Source organism: Nitrospirota bacterium, from assembly GCA_016219645.1.
In the GTDB taxonomy this organism is placed as follows: domain Bacteria; phylum Nitrospirota; class Nitrospiria; order Nitrospirales; family Nitrospiraceae; genus Palsa-1315.
Genome location: JACRLR010000016.1, coordinates 297108 through 313512, shown reverse-complemented (window position 1 = coordinate 313512; position 16405 = coordinate 297108). Strand labels below are relative to the sequence as shown.

The 16405-nt window shown below is 56.3% G+C and carries 20 protein-coding genes; 12 read left to right on the top strand and 8 right to left on the bottom strand.

What is annotated here, in order from left to right:
- Positions 1–5: 5 nt before the first annotated feature.
- Positions 6–335: a hypothetical protein gene (locus HZB34_05820; protein ID MBI5315470.1), complete on the top strand. Its 330-nt coding sequence runs from the start codon at positions 6–8 to the stop codon at positions 333–335.
- Between the two features lie 336 nt (positions 336–671).
- On the opposite strand, the gene HZB34_05815 is transcribed toward HZB34_05820, so the two are convergent.
- The 6 genes from HZB34_05815 to HZB34_05790 form a co-directional block, all read right to left on the bottom strand.
- Positions 672–881 (bottom strand): hypothetical protein, encoded by a 210-nt coding sequence (locus tag HZB34_05815; GenBank protein MBI5315469.1) that lies wholly within the window; start codon positions 879–881, stop codon positions 672–674.
- A 6-nt stretch (positions 882–887) separates the two neighbouring features.
- A complete protein-coding gene (locus HZB34_05810; protein ID MBI5315468.1) occupies positions 888–1082 on the bottom strand; it encodes a hypothetical protein in 195 nt (64 codons plus the stop codon).
- A 448-nt stretch (positions 1083–1530) separates the two neighbouring features.
- Entirely contained in the window at positions 1531–3255 is a 1725-nt protein-coding gene (locus tag HZB34_05805; protein MBI5315467.1) for an ABC transporter ATP-binding protein, read from the bottom strand.
- Positions 3256–3278: 23 nt separating this feature from the next.
- Entirely contained in the window at positions 3279–3809 is a 531-nt protein-coding gene (gene def, locus HZB34_05800; GenBank protein MBI5315466.1) for a peptide deformylase, read from the bottom strand.
- Positions 3810–3972: 163 nt separating this feature from the next.
- The gene (locus tag HZB34_05795) at positions 3973–4770 is read right to left on the bottom strand and encodes a HEAT repeat domain-containing protein (GenBank protein MBI5315465.1); all 798 of its coding nucleotides are present in this window, start codon (positions 4768–4770) and stop codon (positions 3973–3975) included.
- A 353-nt stretch (positions 4771–5123) separates the two neighbouring features.
- Entirely contained in the window at positions 5124–5411 is a 288-nt protein-coding gene (locus HZB34_05790) for a hypothetical protein (GenBank protein ID MBI5315464.1), read from the bottom strand.
- 128 nt (positions 5412–5539) lie between these two features.
- Here HZB34_05790 and glgC point away from each other — a divergent pair, with 128 nt between their 5' ends.
- The 3 genes from glgC (at position 5540) to HZB34_05775 (ending at position 9762) form a co-directional block, all read left to right on the top strand.
- Positions 5540–6778 (top strand): glucose-1-phosphate adenylyltransferase, encoded by a 1239-nt coding sequence (gene glgC / locus HZB34_05785; protein ID MBI5315463.1) that lies wholly within the window; start codon positions 5540–5542, stop codon positions 6776–6778.
- Positions 6753–8612 carry a hypothetical protein gene (locus HZB34_05780; protein MBI5315462.1) on the top strand — a complete coding sequence of 620 codons (1860 nt, stop codon included), beginning with the start codon at positions 6753–6755 and terminating at the stop codon, positions 8610–8612. Before glgC ends, HZB34_05780 begins: the two co-directional genes overlap by 26 nt.
- Before the next feature lie 85 nt (positions 8613–8697).
- Positions 8698–9762 (top strand): DEAD/DEAH box helicase, encoded by a 1065-nt coding sequence (locus HZB34_05775; protein ID MBI5315461.1) that lies wholly within the window; start codon positions 8698–8700, stop codon positions 9760–9762.
- Positions 9763–9910: 148 nt separating this feature from the next.
- On the opposite strand, the gene HZB34_05770 is transcribed toward HZB34_05775, so the two are convergent.
- A complete protein-coding gene (locus HZB34_05770) occupies positions 9911–10933 on the bottom strand; it encodes a hypothetical protein (protein ID MBI5315460.1) in 1023 nt (340 codons plus the stop codon).
- Complete coding sequence (locus tag HZB34_05765) at positions 10930–11196, bottom strand: hypothetical protein (protein ID MBI5315459.1); 267 nt, start codon at positions 11194–11196, stop codon at positions 10930–10932. Before HZB34_05765 ends, HZB34_05770 begins: the two co-directional genes overlap by 4 nt.
- A gap of 322 nt (positions 11197–11518) precedes the next feature.
- Here HZB34_05765 and HZB34_05760 point away from each other — a divergent pair, with 322 nt between their 5' ends.
- From HZB34_05760 to HZB34_05725, 8 genes are all read left to right on the top strand, one after another.
- Complete coding sequence (locus HZB34_05760) at positions 11519–11731, top strand: hypothetical protein (protein ID MBI5315458.1); 213 nt, start codon at positions 11519–11521, stop codon at positions 11729–11731.
- Complete coding sequence (locus HZB34_05755; GenBank protein MBI5315457.1) at positions 11703–12116, top strand: acyloxyacyl hydrolase; 414 nt, start codon at positions 11703–11705, stop codon at positions 12114–12116. The genes HZB34_05760 and HZB34_05755 overlap by 29 nt, the downstream gene beginning before the upstream one ends.
- 19 nt (positions 12117–12135) lie before the next feature.
- Positions 12136–12882: a hypothetical protein gene (locus tag HZB34_05750; protein ID MBI5315456.1), complete on the top strand. Its 747-nt coding sequence runs from the start codon at positions 12136–12138 to the stop codon at positions 12880–12882.
- Between the two features lie 117 nt (positions 12883–12999).
- Positions 13000–13347: a tetratricopeptide repeat protein gene (locus tag HZB34_05745; GenBank protein ID MBI5315455.1), complete on the top strand. Its 348-nt coding sequence runs from the start codon at positions 13000–13002 to the stop codon at positions 13345–13347.
- 29 nt (positions 13348–13376) lie between these two features.
- Positions 13377–13577 (top strand): hypothetical protein, encoded by a 201-nt coding sequence (locus HZB34_05740; GenBank protein MBI5315454.1) that lies wholly within the window; start codon positions 13377–13379, stop codon positions 13575–13577.
- A 224-nt stretch (positions 13578–13801) separates the two neighbouring features.
- A complete protein-coding gene (locus HZB34_05735) occupies positions 13802–14893 on the top strand; it encodes a hypothetical protein (protein MBI5315453.1) in 1092 nt (363 codons plus the stop codon).
- Between the two features lie 572 nt (positions 14894–15465).
- On the top strand, positions 15466–16029 hold the full coding sequence (locus HZB34_05730; GenBank protein ID MBI5315452.1) for a class I SAM-dependent methyltransferase: 564 nt from the start codon (positions 15466–15468) through the stop codon (positions 16027–16029).
- Positions 16030–16110: 81 nt separating this feature from the next.
- Positions 16111–16404: a PqqD family protein gene (locus HZB34_05725; GenBank protein ID MBI5315451.1), complete on the top strand. Its 294-nt coding sequence runs from the start codon at positions 16111–16113 to the stop codon at positions 16402–16404.
- The last annotated feature ends 1 nt before the right edge of the window (position 16405 follow it).

The following is a 16405-nucleotide window of genomic DNA, read 5'->3' as shown; positions in this document are numbered from 1 at the left end:
CCTATATGCGTACGACCCTTCTCACTGGCTTCCTCACTCTTATTTTCCTCAGCCTCATGATTCACCCCGGCTTCGCCGAAGAGAAGAGCTTCTACAGTCCCGTCATTCATGTTGATAAGGAAAGTCACCGCATTATGATTTCCACATTTGGCTCCGTGTTCTGGATTGATGTTCCTGATGCAGCCAAGCCGCACATCGAGAAACTCCCCATATCAGGCCTTGCAGATTTCGTCGTCGAGATGAGAGGCGAAGGGCAGGCGCCACTCCTCAAGACGTGGAAGGTGAAATCTGGAGAGACAAGCTGCACCTACTTCGATGGAAAAACCTGCCGGTAACATTGCGGCGTGAGGGGGAGAGTGTCAGGGATAGCCAGACCTGAAAACTAGAGGACGTTCAAAAAGACTGTCCAGCGAGACCGCAACGAGAATCTTCCGGCTCCTCATCCCTCTCACAAGGGGAGTGGCCGAGGCTGCCCTTTACTGCGCGCATCGGACGAGCACATTCTTATCGTGCGCGTTCTGCGAGCAAGAAGAACTGTCTGCCTGCTCCCTCGAATCATTCTGAGGCCGCGCGTTGCGCGAGCACAGAAGATCATCAGGCTCCGCCCCCTCCCTGTTCTGCGAGCAAGAAGGGCACATGGACACTCCCCGCTCCCTTTTTCAACATCCTCATTATTCGCCGCTGCCGGCCATGTCGTCAATTAGCGGCCGATTGATATCGGTGCAACCGCAACAGATGGTATCGAAAAGGAGGTCGGCATTCGCAACAAAATTCTTCTCGTTGGTTAATTTGTCTGCGATGACCTGTGCGTAGCAGGTGTCGCAGAGCATCATCAGCCCCCGCGAGACGCCTACGGTTTTTCGTCCTGTGCTTCCAGCCATGGCAACCTAAACCGACCCTTTCTGCCTAGCCAGCCAAAAGTCTTCTGCTTCAAGATCGATTCCGCAGACCGCACATTCGTAGACCTGCTCACCGGCTGGAAGGTGGATTTCATTCCGATCGATCCGGCCGCGGCAGACATGATAAAATCGCCCGCGCGCATCCTCGTTATCCAACGGATCGCTTTCGTAGATCAGCACCATCGTCCGTACTCCCCCCTCAAGTGAATCGAAGTATACCGGTGAGCAAGTTCGACCTGCAACGGCCACCAATCCGTTAGCTGGTTTGTTTCGTTTATTTTGTTTGTTTGGTTTGTAGCACGGAAGAAACCGGACCAACCAGGCCACAACGTTGCAGGATGCTCAAAAAGCCGGCTTTCTCACCCGCCCAAGCAAGGCCGCAGCGAACTATTACTTAGTAAGGGATGACTGGAATGATCCCAACTGCACGCGTTTTCCTGATTCCTCGTTTCTTTGTCAAGGGTAACCTAGTCGATCCTCGATTGCGCGCGTCGAACGAGCACATTCCTATCGTGCGCGTTCCGCGAGCAGGAGGACGACTAGGTTACCCTTCCCATCCTTCTGAGGCCGCGCGTTGCGCGAGCACGGGGATCATCCCAGCCACCCCGTCCTTTTTTTCAGCATCTTGCCGCTACACCTGAAATTGAGCGTCATAGAGTCGCGCATACACCCCTTCATGGCCGATCAACGTCTCGTGCGTCCCGTCTTCGACGACACGCCCGTGGTCCACAACAATGATGCGGTCAACCCCTTGGATGGTGGAGAGTCGATGGGCAATGATGATCGTCGTCCGCCCTTTCGTCAGATCGTCCAGCGCCTCACGAATCTTGACCTCGGTCTCTGTGTCGATATTGGAGGTGGCCTCATCGAACATGACGATCGGAGGGTCCTTCAGAATGACACGGGCAATCGAAACACGCTGCCGTTGCCCGACGGAAAGTTTGACCCCACGCTCTCCGATCCAGGTGTCATACCCTTCCGGCAAAGCCATGATAAAGTCATGGGCTCGCGCCGCCTTCGCAGCCATCTCAATCTCGTCCTGCCCGGCCGATAGATCCCCATACAGAATGTTTTCTCTCACCGTCCCATTGAATAAGAATGGCTCTTGCTGAACCAGCCCGATTTGGCTTCGAAGAAAGGGCAAGGGCAGATCGCGGATATCGTACCCGTCGATGGTCACGGAGCCTTGGGTCACATCGTAGAATCGCATCAGCAGTTTGAGTGTCGTGCTCTTTCCTGCGCCGCTCGGGCCGACCAGCGCGACGCGTTCGCCCGCCTGAACGGATATTGTCACGTTTGTCAAAATCGGCGCATCGGCTCGATAATGAAACCCGACGCGATGAAAGGCGACTTCTCCCCGTAACCGAGCGGTTGGCGCAATCGCGTCAGGTCGATCCTGGACCTCCGGAACGAGATCGAGCACTTCGAACACCCGCTCACTTGCAGCCAACGCATGTTGGAGCATGTGATTCACAGAGTGGATCTGATTGATCGGCACATAGAAGAGCGCAAGGTATGAGATGAACATCACGAGTTCGCCCACGGAAAGACGGTGCTCCAGGACTTCGGCTGTGCCGAACCAGAGCACCATGGCCCCGCCCAGACTCCCGATCAGCATCATGCCAGGGGAGTAGTAGGACCAGAGGTACATGGCCTTCAACGTATCCTGGCGGCAACGATCACTTTTCCGATCAAACCGCTCCTGCTCATAGGACTGGCGATTGAAACCCATCGTCTCCCTGATGCCAGCCAACATGTCCTGCAACAGTGCATTCAGCTCCGCTGATCCTTTTCTGATCACCCGATAGTATCCGTGGACTCGCTTAGTAAAGAGCGCCGCGCCGACGACCAACAGAGGAATAGGCACGAGCGCCAATAGAGCCAACTTCCAGTTGAGCATGAACAGCATGGTCATGATCCCGATCAGCGTCAACCCCGCCGTAATGATTTCTTCCAGCCCGTCGACGAAGATGCGCTGCATATGCTCCGTGTCGTTCAACACCCGTGACATGATCTCGCCTGTTGGACGACTCTCATAAAACTTGATCGATAACCGCTGCAGTGCGGCAAATACCTGGACGTGCAAATCGTGGACGACTTGCTGCTCCAGCCCATTGTTCAACCGAATCCTCATAGACCCGCAGAGATTTCTCAGCACATAGGCGGCACAAAGCCCGAGAAATACCCAGAGCAGGAGCTGAGTCTGGCCCCCCTGAATTACATCGTCGATAATCACTTTAATCAGCCAGGGGGGGACCAGCTCGAACGCCGTCGCCAACCCTGCGAACAGGAAGGTGCCGACCACCATTGAACGGTGCGGGCTGAGGTACTGGAGCACTCGAAGGAGAGTTTTCACGAGCGCAGGATCTTCACGGCAAGTTAGATCACGGGGATGGGTTCATCTTGCCAGTACTTACTAAATTCGGGGAGTTGCGTGAGCGTGGACATATCGGTCATCCGGTCCAAGAATACTTTGCCGATGAGATGATCCATTTCGTGCTGGATACAGACGGCATAGAGCCCGGTCGCTTCGAAATCCATCGATTTGCCTTGACGGTCCAACGCCTTGACCCTTACGACCGACGGCCTCGTGACCTTTCCCCGCAGCCCATCCACACTTAAGCAGCCCTCCCAGTTTTCGACAAGCTCCGGGCCATAGAAGATAATCTTGGGATTGATGAGCACGGTCTGCGGAAATCCGTCTTCCCCTTCACAACCCATCACGACCAATTGAATCGAGCGTGATACCTGAGGTGCTGCCAACCCAATCCCCGGTTCAGCCAGCATCGTCTGCAGCAAATCGTCGATGAATTGCTGCATGTCATACGTGCGAATGTCGCGGGGATCGACCTTGGCCGCAACCTGCCTCAAGACTGGATTACCGAGCTTCGCAATGGTGAGCTTGGGCATAAAGGGCACCTACAATCTTTCTGTCGAAGAGTACGGCGCGATGGGGAACCGACAAAATATAACACAGCATTTTTCGCGCTCGCAAGACACAGCGAAGCTGGTTGATCCGGTTCGTTTTGTTTATTTGGTTGGTTTGGTTCATCTGGTTTGTCTCGACCAGCTCCTAGCGCACACGCGAAGGCCTTTTCGGATCCGAAAATTCGAAGCTATCCTTCTGGCTGTTCCACCATTCCACCCATTCAGTCGTCCACTCCTGACGGTCTTGCTTGGTCGACGTCTCCCAATCGTGAAACTCCGTTTCATGTCGCGTGAGAATCCAAAGCGACTGCACCGCTGAGAGTCCGACAAAACGTTCCTCGTCGGCAATCATCCCGATCAGAATCGGCACCACTGCCTTTTCTCTGATATACCGCGCTTCAAACGCAGCGGCCTTCCGAATCGATGAATTCTGGTCCTTTGCCATCACCTCGATCGCGTCTACCGCTTTCGCCGAATCCAATCGGACGGCTACCCGCAATGCATGTTCGCGCACCCGCGGGATTTCGTTCACCTCCTTGGCTGCTGCCACAAGGGCCGGAACTGCCGAGGTGGCTTTCAACATCGAAATTGTTTCGATGGCGTTATACCGAATGCGCGGTCCTGGCATAGTCAGACCTTTGACCAGGACCGGCACGGCTGGCTCGCCGAGATGCACGAATTCTCCCATCGCCCAAAACTCCTGTGCACCCTCCAGCAACGGCAGCAGTGCTTCTGCCCTTTGAATCTCTTGAGGAGTCAGCGGCTTCGTATTCTGTGGGACGGATTCTGCCGGGAGATCCTGCCCCTTTGGCGGCGCTTCGTAGGGCACCTGAACCGGGATCGCCCACCCTTTCCCTATCGGCTCAGCCCACAGGGTCTGAGCCATTCCGAACGTCAGCGACATCAGGACGATTACCCACCGACAGACACTTCGTTGCTGCACGATCATCCCCTTTCTTTCATTTCGCCATGACTCGCATCGCGCCGATGGACGATTTCGCACGATACCGATAAGACCACCAACAATGGGGCCGGACTTATGTGAGATCCTGCAAGGATGGACTCGCGGGCGGAATCCCACGGGACGAAACCACCGGGCACAGGCTCAACAGGCTGCGGAAAAACTATAATGAGGCCAGCCGCACTTTTATAGTCTGTATATCTGGGATAGGAGAGAACCGTCCCGCAGGATGCTCAAAAAGGCCGCTCTCGTCGTTCGTGAAACGTCCGAGTCCGGAAACGAACGACGCTTCACGGGTTCGATCGAGCTGCTGGCGGACTTTTTCAGCATCCTGTTTAGAAGTCGAGCCCTACCTTGGCATTGGAGTCACGAAGATGCTTACGGACCCGGACTTGCTCATGGTGTTTACGCAATAACTGACGCCGAATGACATCACGATCTTCAGCCACAATGCGCACCAATCGATCGACATCTTCCGCATGCTCACGAACCAATTCGGACAACTTTGCCATTTGGCTTTCAAGGTGTTCTAACCGCCAGAGCGAATCTTTCCGGCTGTCCAGGGCCGGCTTCTGAGCCGCCTTCTGTTTTACAAGCGATGTGACCAGTACATCCCGCTTCATGCTTGCTCCTTTGCTCGAATACTCACAGTGACTTTCCCACTCTCCAGCGTAGTATCGTCTCAGATCCTCTCGATGTCAACGAGTCGCTTTCTTTCTATTTTCACAGCGTCCTGCTACAATTCGCCGCAATGGGGAACATTTTCACCATGGTGCTGGCGGGTGGGAAGGGCGAACGTCTTTACCCTCTCACCGAGCATCGAGCCAAGCCGGCAGTTCCCTTTGGTGGGAAATATCGCATTATCGACTTCACGCTCAGCAATTGCCTCAACTCCGGGCTTCGAAAAGTCGCGGTCCTTATCCAATACAAATCCCACTCACTTGACCGTCATATCCGCACGGGCTGGAACATCCTCAACGGCGAACTCGGCGAATTTATCGCCTCGATTCCACCCCAGCAACGCATCAGCGAAGAATGGTACCAAGGCACCGCCGACGCGGTCTACCAAAACCTGTTTCTCCTCGACAGCGAACAACCGGACTATGTCCTGATCCTTGCCGGCGACCATATCTACAAGATGAACTATATGGAAATGTTCCATTGGCTGCTTGCGAAAGGCGCCGATGCTGTGGTCGGCGCGATCGATATTCCGATCGAAGATGCCCATCGGTTCGGCGTGATCGGTGTGGATGAGGATTTTCGGATTACGGAATTCATCGAGAAACCGGCTCACCCGCCCTCGATCCCCAACGACCCGACCCATGCCTTTGGCTCGATGGGCATTTACCTGTTTCGCACCAACGTCCTCCGCGAGTATTTGATGGCCGACGCGCAGGAAGGCGGCAGTCACGACTTCGGGAAAAACATCATGCCAAAAATGATTCGAGATCGTCGCGTCTACGCCTACAAGTTTGTCGACGCGAACAAAAAGGACGTGAAGTATTGGCGGGATATCGGAACATTGGACGCATACTGGGAAGCGAACATGGATCTCGTCGCGGTGGATCCCCTCTTCAATCTCTACGACCAGCATTGGGCGATTCGAACCTACCAAGGGCAATTTGCACCGGCAAAATTCGTTTTCGCGCAAGACTATCAGGGCGGCAGGATGGGCGTGGCCCTGGATTCCATCGTCTGCGGCGGCTGCATCTTTTCCGGTGGCCGGGTGCAGAACTCAGTGCTTTCGCCGAACGTCCGTGTCCAGGACAATGCGGACGTTCGTGAATCGATCATCATGGAAAACGTCGTCATCGGCGCACACAGCCGGATCAGACGGGCCATCATCGACAAGGATGTCATCATCCCGCCTAACTCGGAAATCGGGTATGACCGGGAAGCCGACGCCAAGCGATTTACCGTCACCGAATCCGGCTTGGTCGTGATTGCAAAGGGAATGAAATTGCATGCCTCCCTCGATTCATCCGGTTGATCTGATTCTCGCTCTCCGCGACAAGCATTTGACCCCCGCCATTGTGTTCCTTACGTCGCGGCGCGCCTGCGACGAAGCGATGCAGGGCTTTGACCACAGCCAAATCCTCCTCCCGCCGATTCGTCAGCAAGCAATCGCCGCCGTGCTGGACAAGGTGATCGCCCAATATCCCAGCATCGCTGATCACCCGCTCATCCCAACCGTCCAGCGCATCGGCGTAGCCGCGCATCATGCAGGCCATCTCCCCTCATGGAAAATCGCGGTCGAAGAACTGATGCGTCATGGCTGCCTCGATGCCGTGTTTGCCACCACCACACTGGCCGCCGGAGTCGACTTTCCTGCCCGGACGGTCATCATCACGCAGTCCAGCATTCGCAAGTCTCGCGACTTCACGGACTTGACGATCGGCGAAGTGCAGCAGATTGCCGGCAGGGCAGGACGCCGGGGAAAAGATCTCGTTGGCTTCGCCATCGTGACCCCTTCCCCGTATATCGATCTTCATATACTGACCAAAGGTTTCACCGGCCATCCGGAAGCGATCAACAGCCAATTTCTCATCAGCTATCCCATGGTCCTCAACCTCCTGAAAGCGCATCCCCTGGATCAAATCCAACCGATTCTCGCCAAAAGCTTTGCACAATTCCAGCTCAACCAGCGCGCCGAGGTTTTGGAACGGAAGCTGGACGATCTGCACAACCAGATGGAGCCGTTCGGGCCGCGCGTCTGCACCGACTGGATCACAGAATGGCAAACCTTCGACCAGGTCCGCCGGCAGAAATCACACCGGGTCCCGGTCAGAAGGCACGAGCCACCGGAAGTCGCCGCACGATTTCATTTTCTCACTCCCGGTCGTGTGGTGGGGTTCGGCCGCAGCCGAGGCGTGGTCTTGCGGCAATATCGCAGCAAGGGACAGAAGAGCCCGATGATTACGGCGCTGCGTCTAGGCGGAGGCATTACCGAATCTCCCGCCTCTACAGTGACCGAAGTATCCGACCGTATCCTGGACTGTGTGGACGCGCCGGTCTATCCCTGGTGCACGCCGGAAAGCGTGGAAGAATTACTCCATCACCTGGAAGAGTTGCCCGGCAGGCTGCCGGAGCTTCCCATCCTGATTCCGAAGGATGATGAACCGATTCCAGACGCTATCGTGCAAACTCTGGGCGACTTTGCCTGCCCGACCTGCCCTTCGCGGTCTGCCTGTCAAAGAGACTATCCCCGCGCATCTAAACTTCGGCAGGAGCAGCACCGCCATCTCAAATCGATCCAGGCCCTGCGCACGAGTCTCTGGCACCGTTTCCAGGAGAAGATCGACGTCCTGCAACAGTTCGGGTATCTCACTCCGACAACACACCTGACAGCTGACGGCGAATGGGCCAGGCTCATCCGCATCGATCATTCGTTGCTTATCACGGAATTGATCCGGGCTGAGGCGTTTAACGGAGGCGATCCCGCGATGCTGGCCGCCGTGATGTCGAGCATCGCGCATGATGACGATCGACCCGGCGCTTTCCCGCGAGTCAGTTCCGGATTGGGCTCATTGCTCGGGCAAGTCCGAAAACTGGCCTCAGCACTTTCGCCGCATGAAGATCCACCTCTCTTGCGGGCCGACGTCGCCGCCGTGACAGAACGGTGGATCGGCGACCCCACACTCACCTGGATAGGTCTTTGCAAAAGCACGACGATGGCTGAAGGGGATATCTATCGTCTCTTGGCGCGAACCCTGGAATTCCTGTCACAACTGCACCAACTGAAGGACACACACCCGGGGTTGGCAGACACAGCCTCGCGCGCCATTGCTGCCCTCCGTCGTGGCGTGCTGGAGGAATTGCCATGAAGACGTCGCTCGCCGTTCGTGAAGCGTATCTCGTTCTTGGATTCGGACGCTTCACGCTTCACGCTTCACGATCAACGAAACAAAGATGACGACCCAAGAACTCGAACAACTCCTGGCACAACAACCGATCGCCCTCTTGCACCGCCTCGCACGAGGGCGTGTGCAGCGACATTTCCGCGCAGGCAAACGCCGGCTTATCGAAATCTTGTTACGCCATTCCGCCGAGAACCGTGCAGGCTTTGAATCCGACCTGATGACCTTGATCGGCGAACGCCAGGATCGCCCCGCTCCACCCGCATCTCGAATCATCGCCGCGCCGAAACCGAAGGCCGTGGCATCCAGGCGTCATACGGCACAGGGGCCGATCGAGCAGGATTCCCATGAACCGGCCATCACCCTGTCAAGCTGGTTGGAAGGGCTGGGAGTACCGAAGCCGCAGGCCTTTGTTCCGGACGCCTGGCAAGAAGACGCCATCACCAAACTCAAAGAAAGTGACGTGGTCGTGAGCGTCCCGACGGGAAGCGGAAAGACCTACGTCGCGATCGAAGCGGCTCGCCGCGCCATCGAGGAGAATCGGACCGTCATCTATACCTCTCCTCTCAAGGCTCTCTCGAATACGAAGTACACGGAGTTCTCAAGAATCTTCGGTCCAGACCAGGTCGGCATTCTGACCGGCGATCGGCGCGACAACGGGCAGGCGCCCCTGCTCATCATGACGACGGAAATCTTGCGGAATCTGCTCTATGACGCAGGAAGCGGTGAGATCGATATCCGGTTGGACACGCTTGGTCTCGTCATTTTGGACGAGTCGCAATATATCGCAGATCCGGAGCGGGGCGTCGTCTGGGAAGAGACGATCATCTTCTGCCCAAGTCAAGCGCGGCTGCTCTTGCTCTCTGCCTCAATCGGCAACCCGCATGATATTGCCGAGTGGCTTACCTCGATCAGACCGACTCCCTGCCACTTGATCCGCCACAGTACGCGCACCGTCCCGCTTCGGGCCGGCTACCTGCATCCGAACGGCAAACTTACCCCGCTCTTTCGCACCGTCGGAATCCCTCACGGCCATCCAAGTCACCTCCATCCGGAAGCCAAGCGGCTCTTTGCCCAATACGAGGACGAAACTCTCCCGACAGGCCGCAAGCGGTAGGCTTATCACTCTCCGTGTGCGGGACAGGCGGGACTCGAGAGAAAGGCGTGACGTGAAGCTCAGGGTTCACAGTTCCGAAATACTCAAATCCTCACCCGTCGCGCTTTTCCCGCTCGTCTCGCGTGTCGCGCGCCGTTATCCGCATCCTTTAGAACGTATAGTTGAGACTGGCAGTGAGCCCTTGGCGGAAGGATTGAAACTGGGTGAGGGGATATTCGGAAGAGCCGTTCACGCCGTGAAACGTCACATTCCCGTCAACCGCGTAGTTCCACCAGACACGGTAGCCGACATTGACGAAAAAATTCTTGACCAGCGCCAGTCGTAATCCGGCATCTGCATCGGCTCCAACTCCCCACCCCAACATCGAGATACTCGGATTTTGCTGGAGCGCATCGGGGCCGGACACTCTCAGGTGATGAATATCGTCGTTGTCGATGATGCTCAGAGGAATAAGAACTGCAGTTCCTATCACGCTTAATCGCCTGGTCAGTCGATATTCCGTAGAGGCTCCAGCGCGCAGCGAATACCAATTGGTGGTATTGGTGATAACTGTTTCCCCTTGATTGGTCACAGTTCCCACTGGAGGGCATGTGATACCCAGCGACACAGGCACGGCCGAATTGTCGCAGGCCACCTGCGCCACTCCCGTCGCTTCATATTTCGTATACCACCACTGAAACCCTCCAAACAGATCCAGCCAGCCGCGATGGTTTGGGTATTCCGCTATCCTAAAACCGCCGTCCGCATTCAGGTACCACATGCTGTTTCCTGATATGTCGCTATTGGTGCTCGAGAACAACCTCTGCCCTCCAACTGACCCATAATCGTTATCGGTCAGTCTTCCACCACCGATAGCAGCGCCACCTCCGTTGAGGCGTGCAAACCATCGCGATGTGAGCCAGACCGTCCCGGTCAGTTCAATCACATTCGTTCCAACATCTTCATAGGTAAGCTTTGACGTCGGATTCCCCAAGCCGGCAACGGAAGAGGCATTGTGCTTCCACCGCGTATCCCCAGTGCTGATCCAAGTGCCAATTGCGATGTCGAACTTGGGTCGTGATTCTGTGCCGGGATCCTGCGCCGCTGCATTCTGAACCGCGCATGCCAGACCTACGATTGTAAGTTTCCCACACAATACAGCGACCAAGGCCAACCGCATCCAGCAAATCACCGTTTTGCTCCCCCGCGTTGAATAATCACTGTGTCCACGCAACGCTCCAGGGTCTCAGGCATCACGCGTTGACAGGCGCCCCGGATCTCCTCCTCCACGAAGTGCTGCTGAAGATAGAGCGCCCACCACACCAACCACGATCCAATGAGAAAGGCGAGCACCGCCCCGACCGCCCATTGCACCACGAGCTTCGCCGTAGAGCAACCTCTCGGTGTAGCCTCGATAGCCGTGTCGTCTTTTGACAAAATTTGCAGATTTGGCATGGCAGCTGGCTCGCCAGTACGACGTAAGTGAATAGCCCGGACCATCCTACGGCAGATTTCGCCATCTGAACATTGTTTTCATTTTCTTGATTGAATCCGGCAGGACTTATCAAACCGCGTCGACGATTCCCGAACAATGGACGCAGAAGCCGGCCTTATCTGAACAGCCTCAACCGGCTGTCCAGCAATCATTCACTTTCGATCAGGCCGAATGCCTCATATGTCTGGACAGAAATATATCCTCTGTTACCGTTGGAACATCACCCTATGGCCTCAACTTTCATCATGAACAATCCGACAGGGGCAGTGACGTGGACGCCTCATGTCATTTATTAACCGAGTCCTCACAGCCTTGACCCTTGGCTCGCTCATGACGACTCCCTTCCTCTATGCCGCTGAGAGCTCACCGACCATCACCGTCGGCACTCAAGAAGTCGGACTCGCCGTCGGCTACATACTCCCCCATCGTCTCACGGAGGACCACATAACAAGAGGGCCCGGTCTTCATGCCCTCATGGATGATCACCATCACTGATCCGCTGGGGAGCAGCTGGTATCGGGGGCAGGTCTCCGTCGGGGCCGAGATGGTCTACATCCAGTTCCAGGAACCGATTCTCACGCACGGCGTCGGCTTCACCCCGAAAATCAAATACAGCTTCGTCGCATGGGATCGTATCCGACCCTATACCGAATTCGCCGGAGGTCCCTTTTGGAGCGATCTCACCGGAAAGATTCCTGAAGAGTCCGGGCAGTTCAACTTCATACTGTCAGCGGGATTCGGGGTCTCCTATTTCCTGACCGATCAAGTCGCGCTCAACATCGGCTATCGCTTTCAGCATATATCCAATGCTGGCACGAGTTACCCGAATATCGGACTCAATGCCAGCCTGCCCTTTGGCGGGTTTTCATTCTATTTCTGACTCAAGAGGAGGCAAGACGATGGGCCAGTTTCCCTCACGACCCTTGATCAGCATCGCCCTCGCCATGACGTTGGGCACCGGAGCCGGCTGTTCCCATTGGATCGAACTCGCTACACCCATAGAGTCCACTCCGCCTGCCAACACCACTGTAGCCACCGACGATCGAGTGCCTCTGCTGCTTGAAACGATACGGGTCACCCACAACGGCTCATCGATCGCGCCACCCGCCCTTCTTGAACGGCAGGTGCTCGGGGCCATCGAAGCGACGCGTCTGTTCTCTCAACATTTTCAGTCTGGACACTCTCAACCAGCTGCGGACCAGGCTCGCGTCACAGTACGCTTGTCGATCGACAATGTTGTGGAGCCCCATGCCGGACAAGCTGCCTGGCGTGGCTTCGTCATCAGCGCGTCGATGTTTACACTGGCGCCATTCATTTCGCTGAGGTACGACTACGCTGCAGAGATGTCGCTTGAGACGGAACGATGGGACGGGCAGATCAAGCGCTATCACGCCACGTCTCACGGATCAGCCCACTACAATCTGTTCGGCGCGAATCCGGAAGTCATCGAGCAGTTGAAAGGTCAGGTCACGGAGGTCTGTCTATCCTCCCTACTCAATCAGGTGATTCAGGACGCGCCCTTCTATCTTGCGAGCAAGGAGCACCCCCAGGACACCCCGATTCGCACCGTCTCGGTCGGAGTCCGCCGCTCGCTTCCACGTGCAATCCCCGTGTCTCAACCGATCGAAAAAACTTCTCCTCAATAGCCCTATCACGAATCACGAAACCGTGAAGCATAAAGTGGTCTCTCGCGAACGACGAGAGACCACTTACGGACACGAGTTAGGAACGACACTTCACGAACGACGAACAAAAGTGGTATCATGCGCCCGACACTCATCCAGGAGGCCGGCGTGGATCTTGATTCGTTCAGGCAGATGGTCGCAAAAAACCCACGGGGCTTTCTCGGCCGTTTCGGGCTCGGGAATAAACTTATTCAAGAAGGCGGGAGTCTCGAAGAGATCGTTGAGCACCTGACCGTCGCCACACAGCTTGACCCGACGCACGTGGCATCGCATCTGGCCCTGGGCCGCGCGCTCATCGGACTTGGCAAACACAATGAAGCCAGGCGGGTTCTCACGGCCGGCATTGACGCTGCTGTATCGGGCCGGTCCAACGGTGGACAGGACCTCGTGCCGGAACTGCAGCAGTTGCTTCGCACTCTCGGATAAATACGGCGGCACGACTAAGGGAGTCCGTCATGAATCTCGACGACGCCAGAAAACGTATTGATTCGGCTGTCACGCAGTATGGACAACATGCTGCTCCAGCGATCGATTTGGTCATGAGCGAAGTTCGGTCCGACATGGGCGCTGGCGCATTCAACGAACTGGTCGAGGAGTTCGACTTGGAACTCATGTACGGTATTGCCCCGATGGAGTCGGGCTACTCGAGCAGCTAACAGGCTGTTGAGAAAGTCCACCAGCGGCGTTCTCGCCGCGCTCAGAGGCTCAACGTACTACAGAGAGTACGCTTCGCCTCGTCGCTTGCTGCGGCCTTGCTGGGCGGCCTTTCTGAACAGCCTGCGATGGCTTTTCAACTGGTCTGCGAGTATCCAGACCTTGCGTGGCTATTCTGCTCATGTAGTTTGTCAACACATTCCTAACCAGTGAGAGTCACCCCGCCTTGCCACTGATCTGGGCTGCGATTTCTGCACATGGGTTTGGACATGCCGCGCAGGTCGTGCCGGTCCTTAATGCCCTCGGGCGACTCCTTCCCGGTCTGCATGCCATCTTGCGAACCACCGTCCCTGCCTCGTTCTTCAAAAATCGTCTCGTGATACCCTGGGAACTGAGCGCCGTCCAGCAAGACATCGGCTGCATTCAGGATGGTCCTCTGACCATCGACGTGGAAGCGACCTGGCGGGAGCACGAGCGATTCCACGGAACATGGAACGACCGGCTTCAGCAGGAAGTGACCGCGATGAAGGCCGCCCGGCCTGATGTGGTTCTTGCCGATACGCCCTATCTGGCCCTCGCGGCTGGAAAGGCCGCAGCGATTCCCACCGTCGCCTTGGCGAGCTTCACCTGGGATCTGATTCTGTCGGATTTCGTTGCCCCTCCTTCCATCGACAAAGCGGGGCTCCTTCATTCAATTCGTCAGAGTTACGCGCAAGCCGATGTGGCCCTGCGCATCATCCCTGCCCCGAAGATCGATGTCTTTCAGCGCGTCAACGACATCAGCCCCATCGCCGAGCCGGCTGCGCCGGCTCACAGACAGCTCGCCGCAGTGCTGGCTCTGTCTCCGGGCGAACGTACCGTGCTTGTCGGATTCGGCGGTATTCCGATGACCTCCCTCCCATTTGCCAATCTCGAGCAACTCACAAACTATCGGTTTCTGTTCGATGGGCCCATACTACCAGGCAGCACCAGGTTCGTCTCGACTCACTCTCTCCCTTTCTCATTCAAAACATTGATGGCTTCTGTCGATATCATCATGACAAAACCGGGCTACGGCACAATTGCAGAGGCGGTCGAACTTCAACAACCCCTCCTGTACGTCCGGCGATACAATTTTGCCGACGAACCGCCGTTGGTTGATTATCTGCATCGCTACGGACGCGGCGTCGAATTGTCGGCCGCCGACTTTGTGCGGGGCCGGTGGGAGCCTGGCTTACAGCAAGTCTGGGCCTCGTCAGTGCCCTCGTTGCCGGCGCCTTCCCCAACCGGTGGAGCCGAAGCGGCAGCCGTCATCGCGCAGCAACTCAGCAAAATCTGAGCGCAAACCAATGCCCGGCTGACAGGGGTTGAAAAGCCGTCCAGGAAAGGAAAAAGATACGGAGCAGACGGTCACGGATGATTCGCGCAGAACTGGGAGACTGTTCAAGAAGGTCGTCCAGCAAGGCCGCAGCGAGCGACCAAAGAGAGTTCTTCCAAGTTGGCTCGGTTTATAGACCCTAAGAGTGACCCGGATGAGTCCCCCCCACTGCGCGCGTCCAACGAGGGCCTGCTGAGGCCGCGCGTTGCGCGAGCACAGGGGACTCACCGGGCCATCCTTCCTCCTGCTGGCGAACTTGTTCAACAGTCTCCTAAGGAGATCAGATCGTGCGCCTAGTTGCTCATATCATCATCGTTCTCGTCCGAATCTGCGAGAAGACGGCAGGGCTCCTGTTCCGCGTTCAGCAGCTCCTCACCGGAATGCTCCCAGCATTGTTGTCGCCAAAAGAGCTGACCGAACTGATCCGCAACCACTACAACAACAGTTACAAGGATGTGGCAGAACGCCTTCCTGAAACCTGGTACAAGTGGACATTGGAGGGCTGGGAAGAAGCCGTGCTCGCGCGCCACAAAATGACGTCCGGCACCGTCTTAGTGCTTGGAGCCGGCGTAGGTCGCGAGTCTATCGCACTGGCACAGCGAGGTTTTCTCGTCGCGGGCCTCGATATCAATCGTGAAAGCCTGTGCGTCGCCTCCCGGCAATCTTCGATCAACTGCTCGAAGCCTGTCTTTGCCCAAGCGGATTTCCTAGCCATCCCGGTCGGCCCCGCGCGAGTGGACTATGTGTTCATGTCCGGCATCATGTACAGTTCGATTCCCGGCCGACAGCAGCGACAGGCTTGGCTCCAGAGCCTGCGTTCATGCATGAACGAACATGGCCTTGTTGTGCTCAACTTTTTGATCGCTCGGGACATGAACACAAGAACCCAGCGGCTCATTCACAGACTCAATTGTTGGTTCATCAGGCTTCCGGGAGCCAATCAGTCATATCAATTTGGCGACACCTGTTCCCAGAACCACTTCCTACATGCCTTCGTCGATGAAGAAGAGATCAGGTCAGAACTCCGTGGCGCAGGCGCTACAGTCGACTACTTATCCTGGCACGAAGGCTATGCCGTACTTTCATGGTGCTCGTAACGGCCCGAGCCAGCCCAGAGCTTATCATTCCAGAAATTAGCGCTAGAAGGCCCCCAAAGGATTTGCTATCCTCTACTAGTAATGAATCCCTCTGCGATCTATACCAAGCACCCCGACTATGTGCAGCGTGACGTCGCAGGCGAATGTATACTGGTCCCTATTCGACGGACGTTAACCGAAGCCAATAGCATCTATGTCTTGAACGAAACCGGGGCAGCACTCTGGAACCGAATCGACGGCCAGCGGTCGGCGCAAGCCATCATGGCTGACTTCTGCAACGAATATGAGGTTGGATCAGACCAGCTGGCAAAGGACTTCACGTCGCTGCTTGACGACCTCCTCTCCATCCGGGCGGTCGAAGAGGTGGCGAGATGAC

Coding starts and splice junctions, on each gene's coding strand:
- HZB34_05820 (MBI5315470.1), top strand. CDS start 6: ATGCGTACGACCCTTCTCACTGGCTTCCTCACTCTTATTTTCCTCAGC.
- HZB34_05815 (MBI5315469.1), bottom strand. CDS start 881: ATGGCTGGAAGCACAGGACGAAAAACCGTAGGCGTCTCGCGGGGGCTG.
- HZB34_05810 (MBI5315468.1), bottom strand. CDS start 1,082: ATGGTGCTGATCTACGAAAGCGATCCGTTGGATAACGAGGATGCGCGC.
- def (MBI5315466.1), bottom strand. CDS start 3,809: ATGCCCAAGCTCACCATTGCGAAGCTCGGTAATCCAGTCTTGAGGCAG.
- HZB34_05790 (MBI5315464.1), bottom strand. CDS start 5,411: ATGAAGCGGGATGTACTGGTCACATCGCTTGTAAAACAGAAGGCGGCT.
- glgC (MBI5315463.1), top strand. CDS start 5,540: ATGGGGAACATTTTCACCATGGTGCTGGCGGGTGGGAAGGGCGAACGT.
- HZB34_05780 (MBI5315462.1), top strand. CDS start 6,753: ATGCCTCCCTCGATTCATCCGGTTGATCTGATTCTCGCTCTCCGCGAC.
- HZB34_05775 (MBI5315461.1), top strand. CDS start 8,698: ATGACGACCCAAGAACTCGAACAACTCCTGGCACAACAACCGATCGCC.
- HZB34_05765 (MBI5315459.1), bottom strand. CDS start 11,196: ATGCCAAATCTGCAAATTTTGTCAAAAGACGACACGGCTATCGAGGCT.
- HZB34_05760 (MBI5315458.1), top strand. CDS start 11,519: ATGTCATTTATTAACCGAGTCCTCACAGCCTTGACCCTTGGCTCGCTC.
- HZB34_05755 (MBI5315457.1), top strand. CDS start 11,703: ATGCCCTCATGGATGATCACCATCACTGATCCGCTGGGGAGCAGCTGG.
- HZB34_05750 (MBI5315456.1), top strand. CDS start 12,136: ATGGGCCAGTTTCCCTCACGACCCTTGATCAGCATCGCCCTCGCCATG.
- HZB34_05745 (MBI5315455.1), top strand. CDS start 13,000: ATGCGCCCGACACTCATCCAGGAGGCCGGCGTGGATCTTGATTCGTTC.
- HZB34_05740 (MBI5315454.1), top strand. CDS start 13,377: ATGAATCTCGACGACGCCAGAAAACGTATTGATTCGGCTGTCACGCAG.
- HZB34_05730 (MBI5315452.1), top strand. CDS start 15,466: ATGACGTCCGGCACCGTCTTAGTGCTTGGAGCCGGCGTAGGTCGCGAG.
- HZB34_05725 (MBI5315451.1), top strand. CDS start 16,111: ATGAATCCCTCTGCGATCTATACCAAGCACCCCGACTATGTGCAGCGT.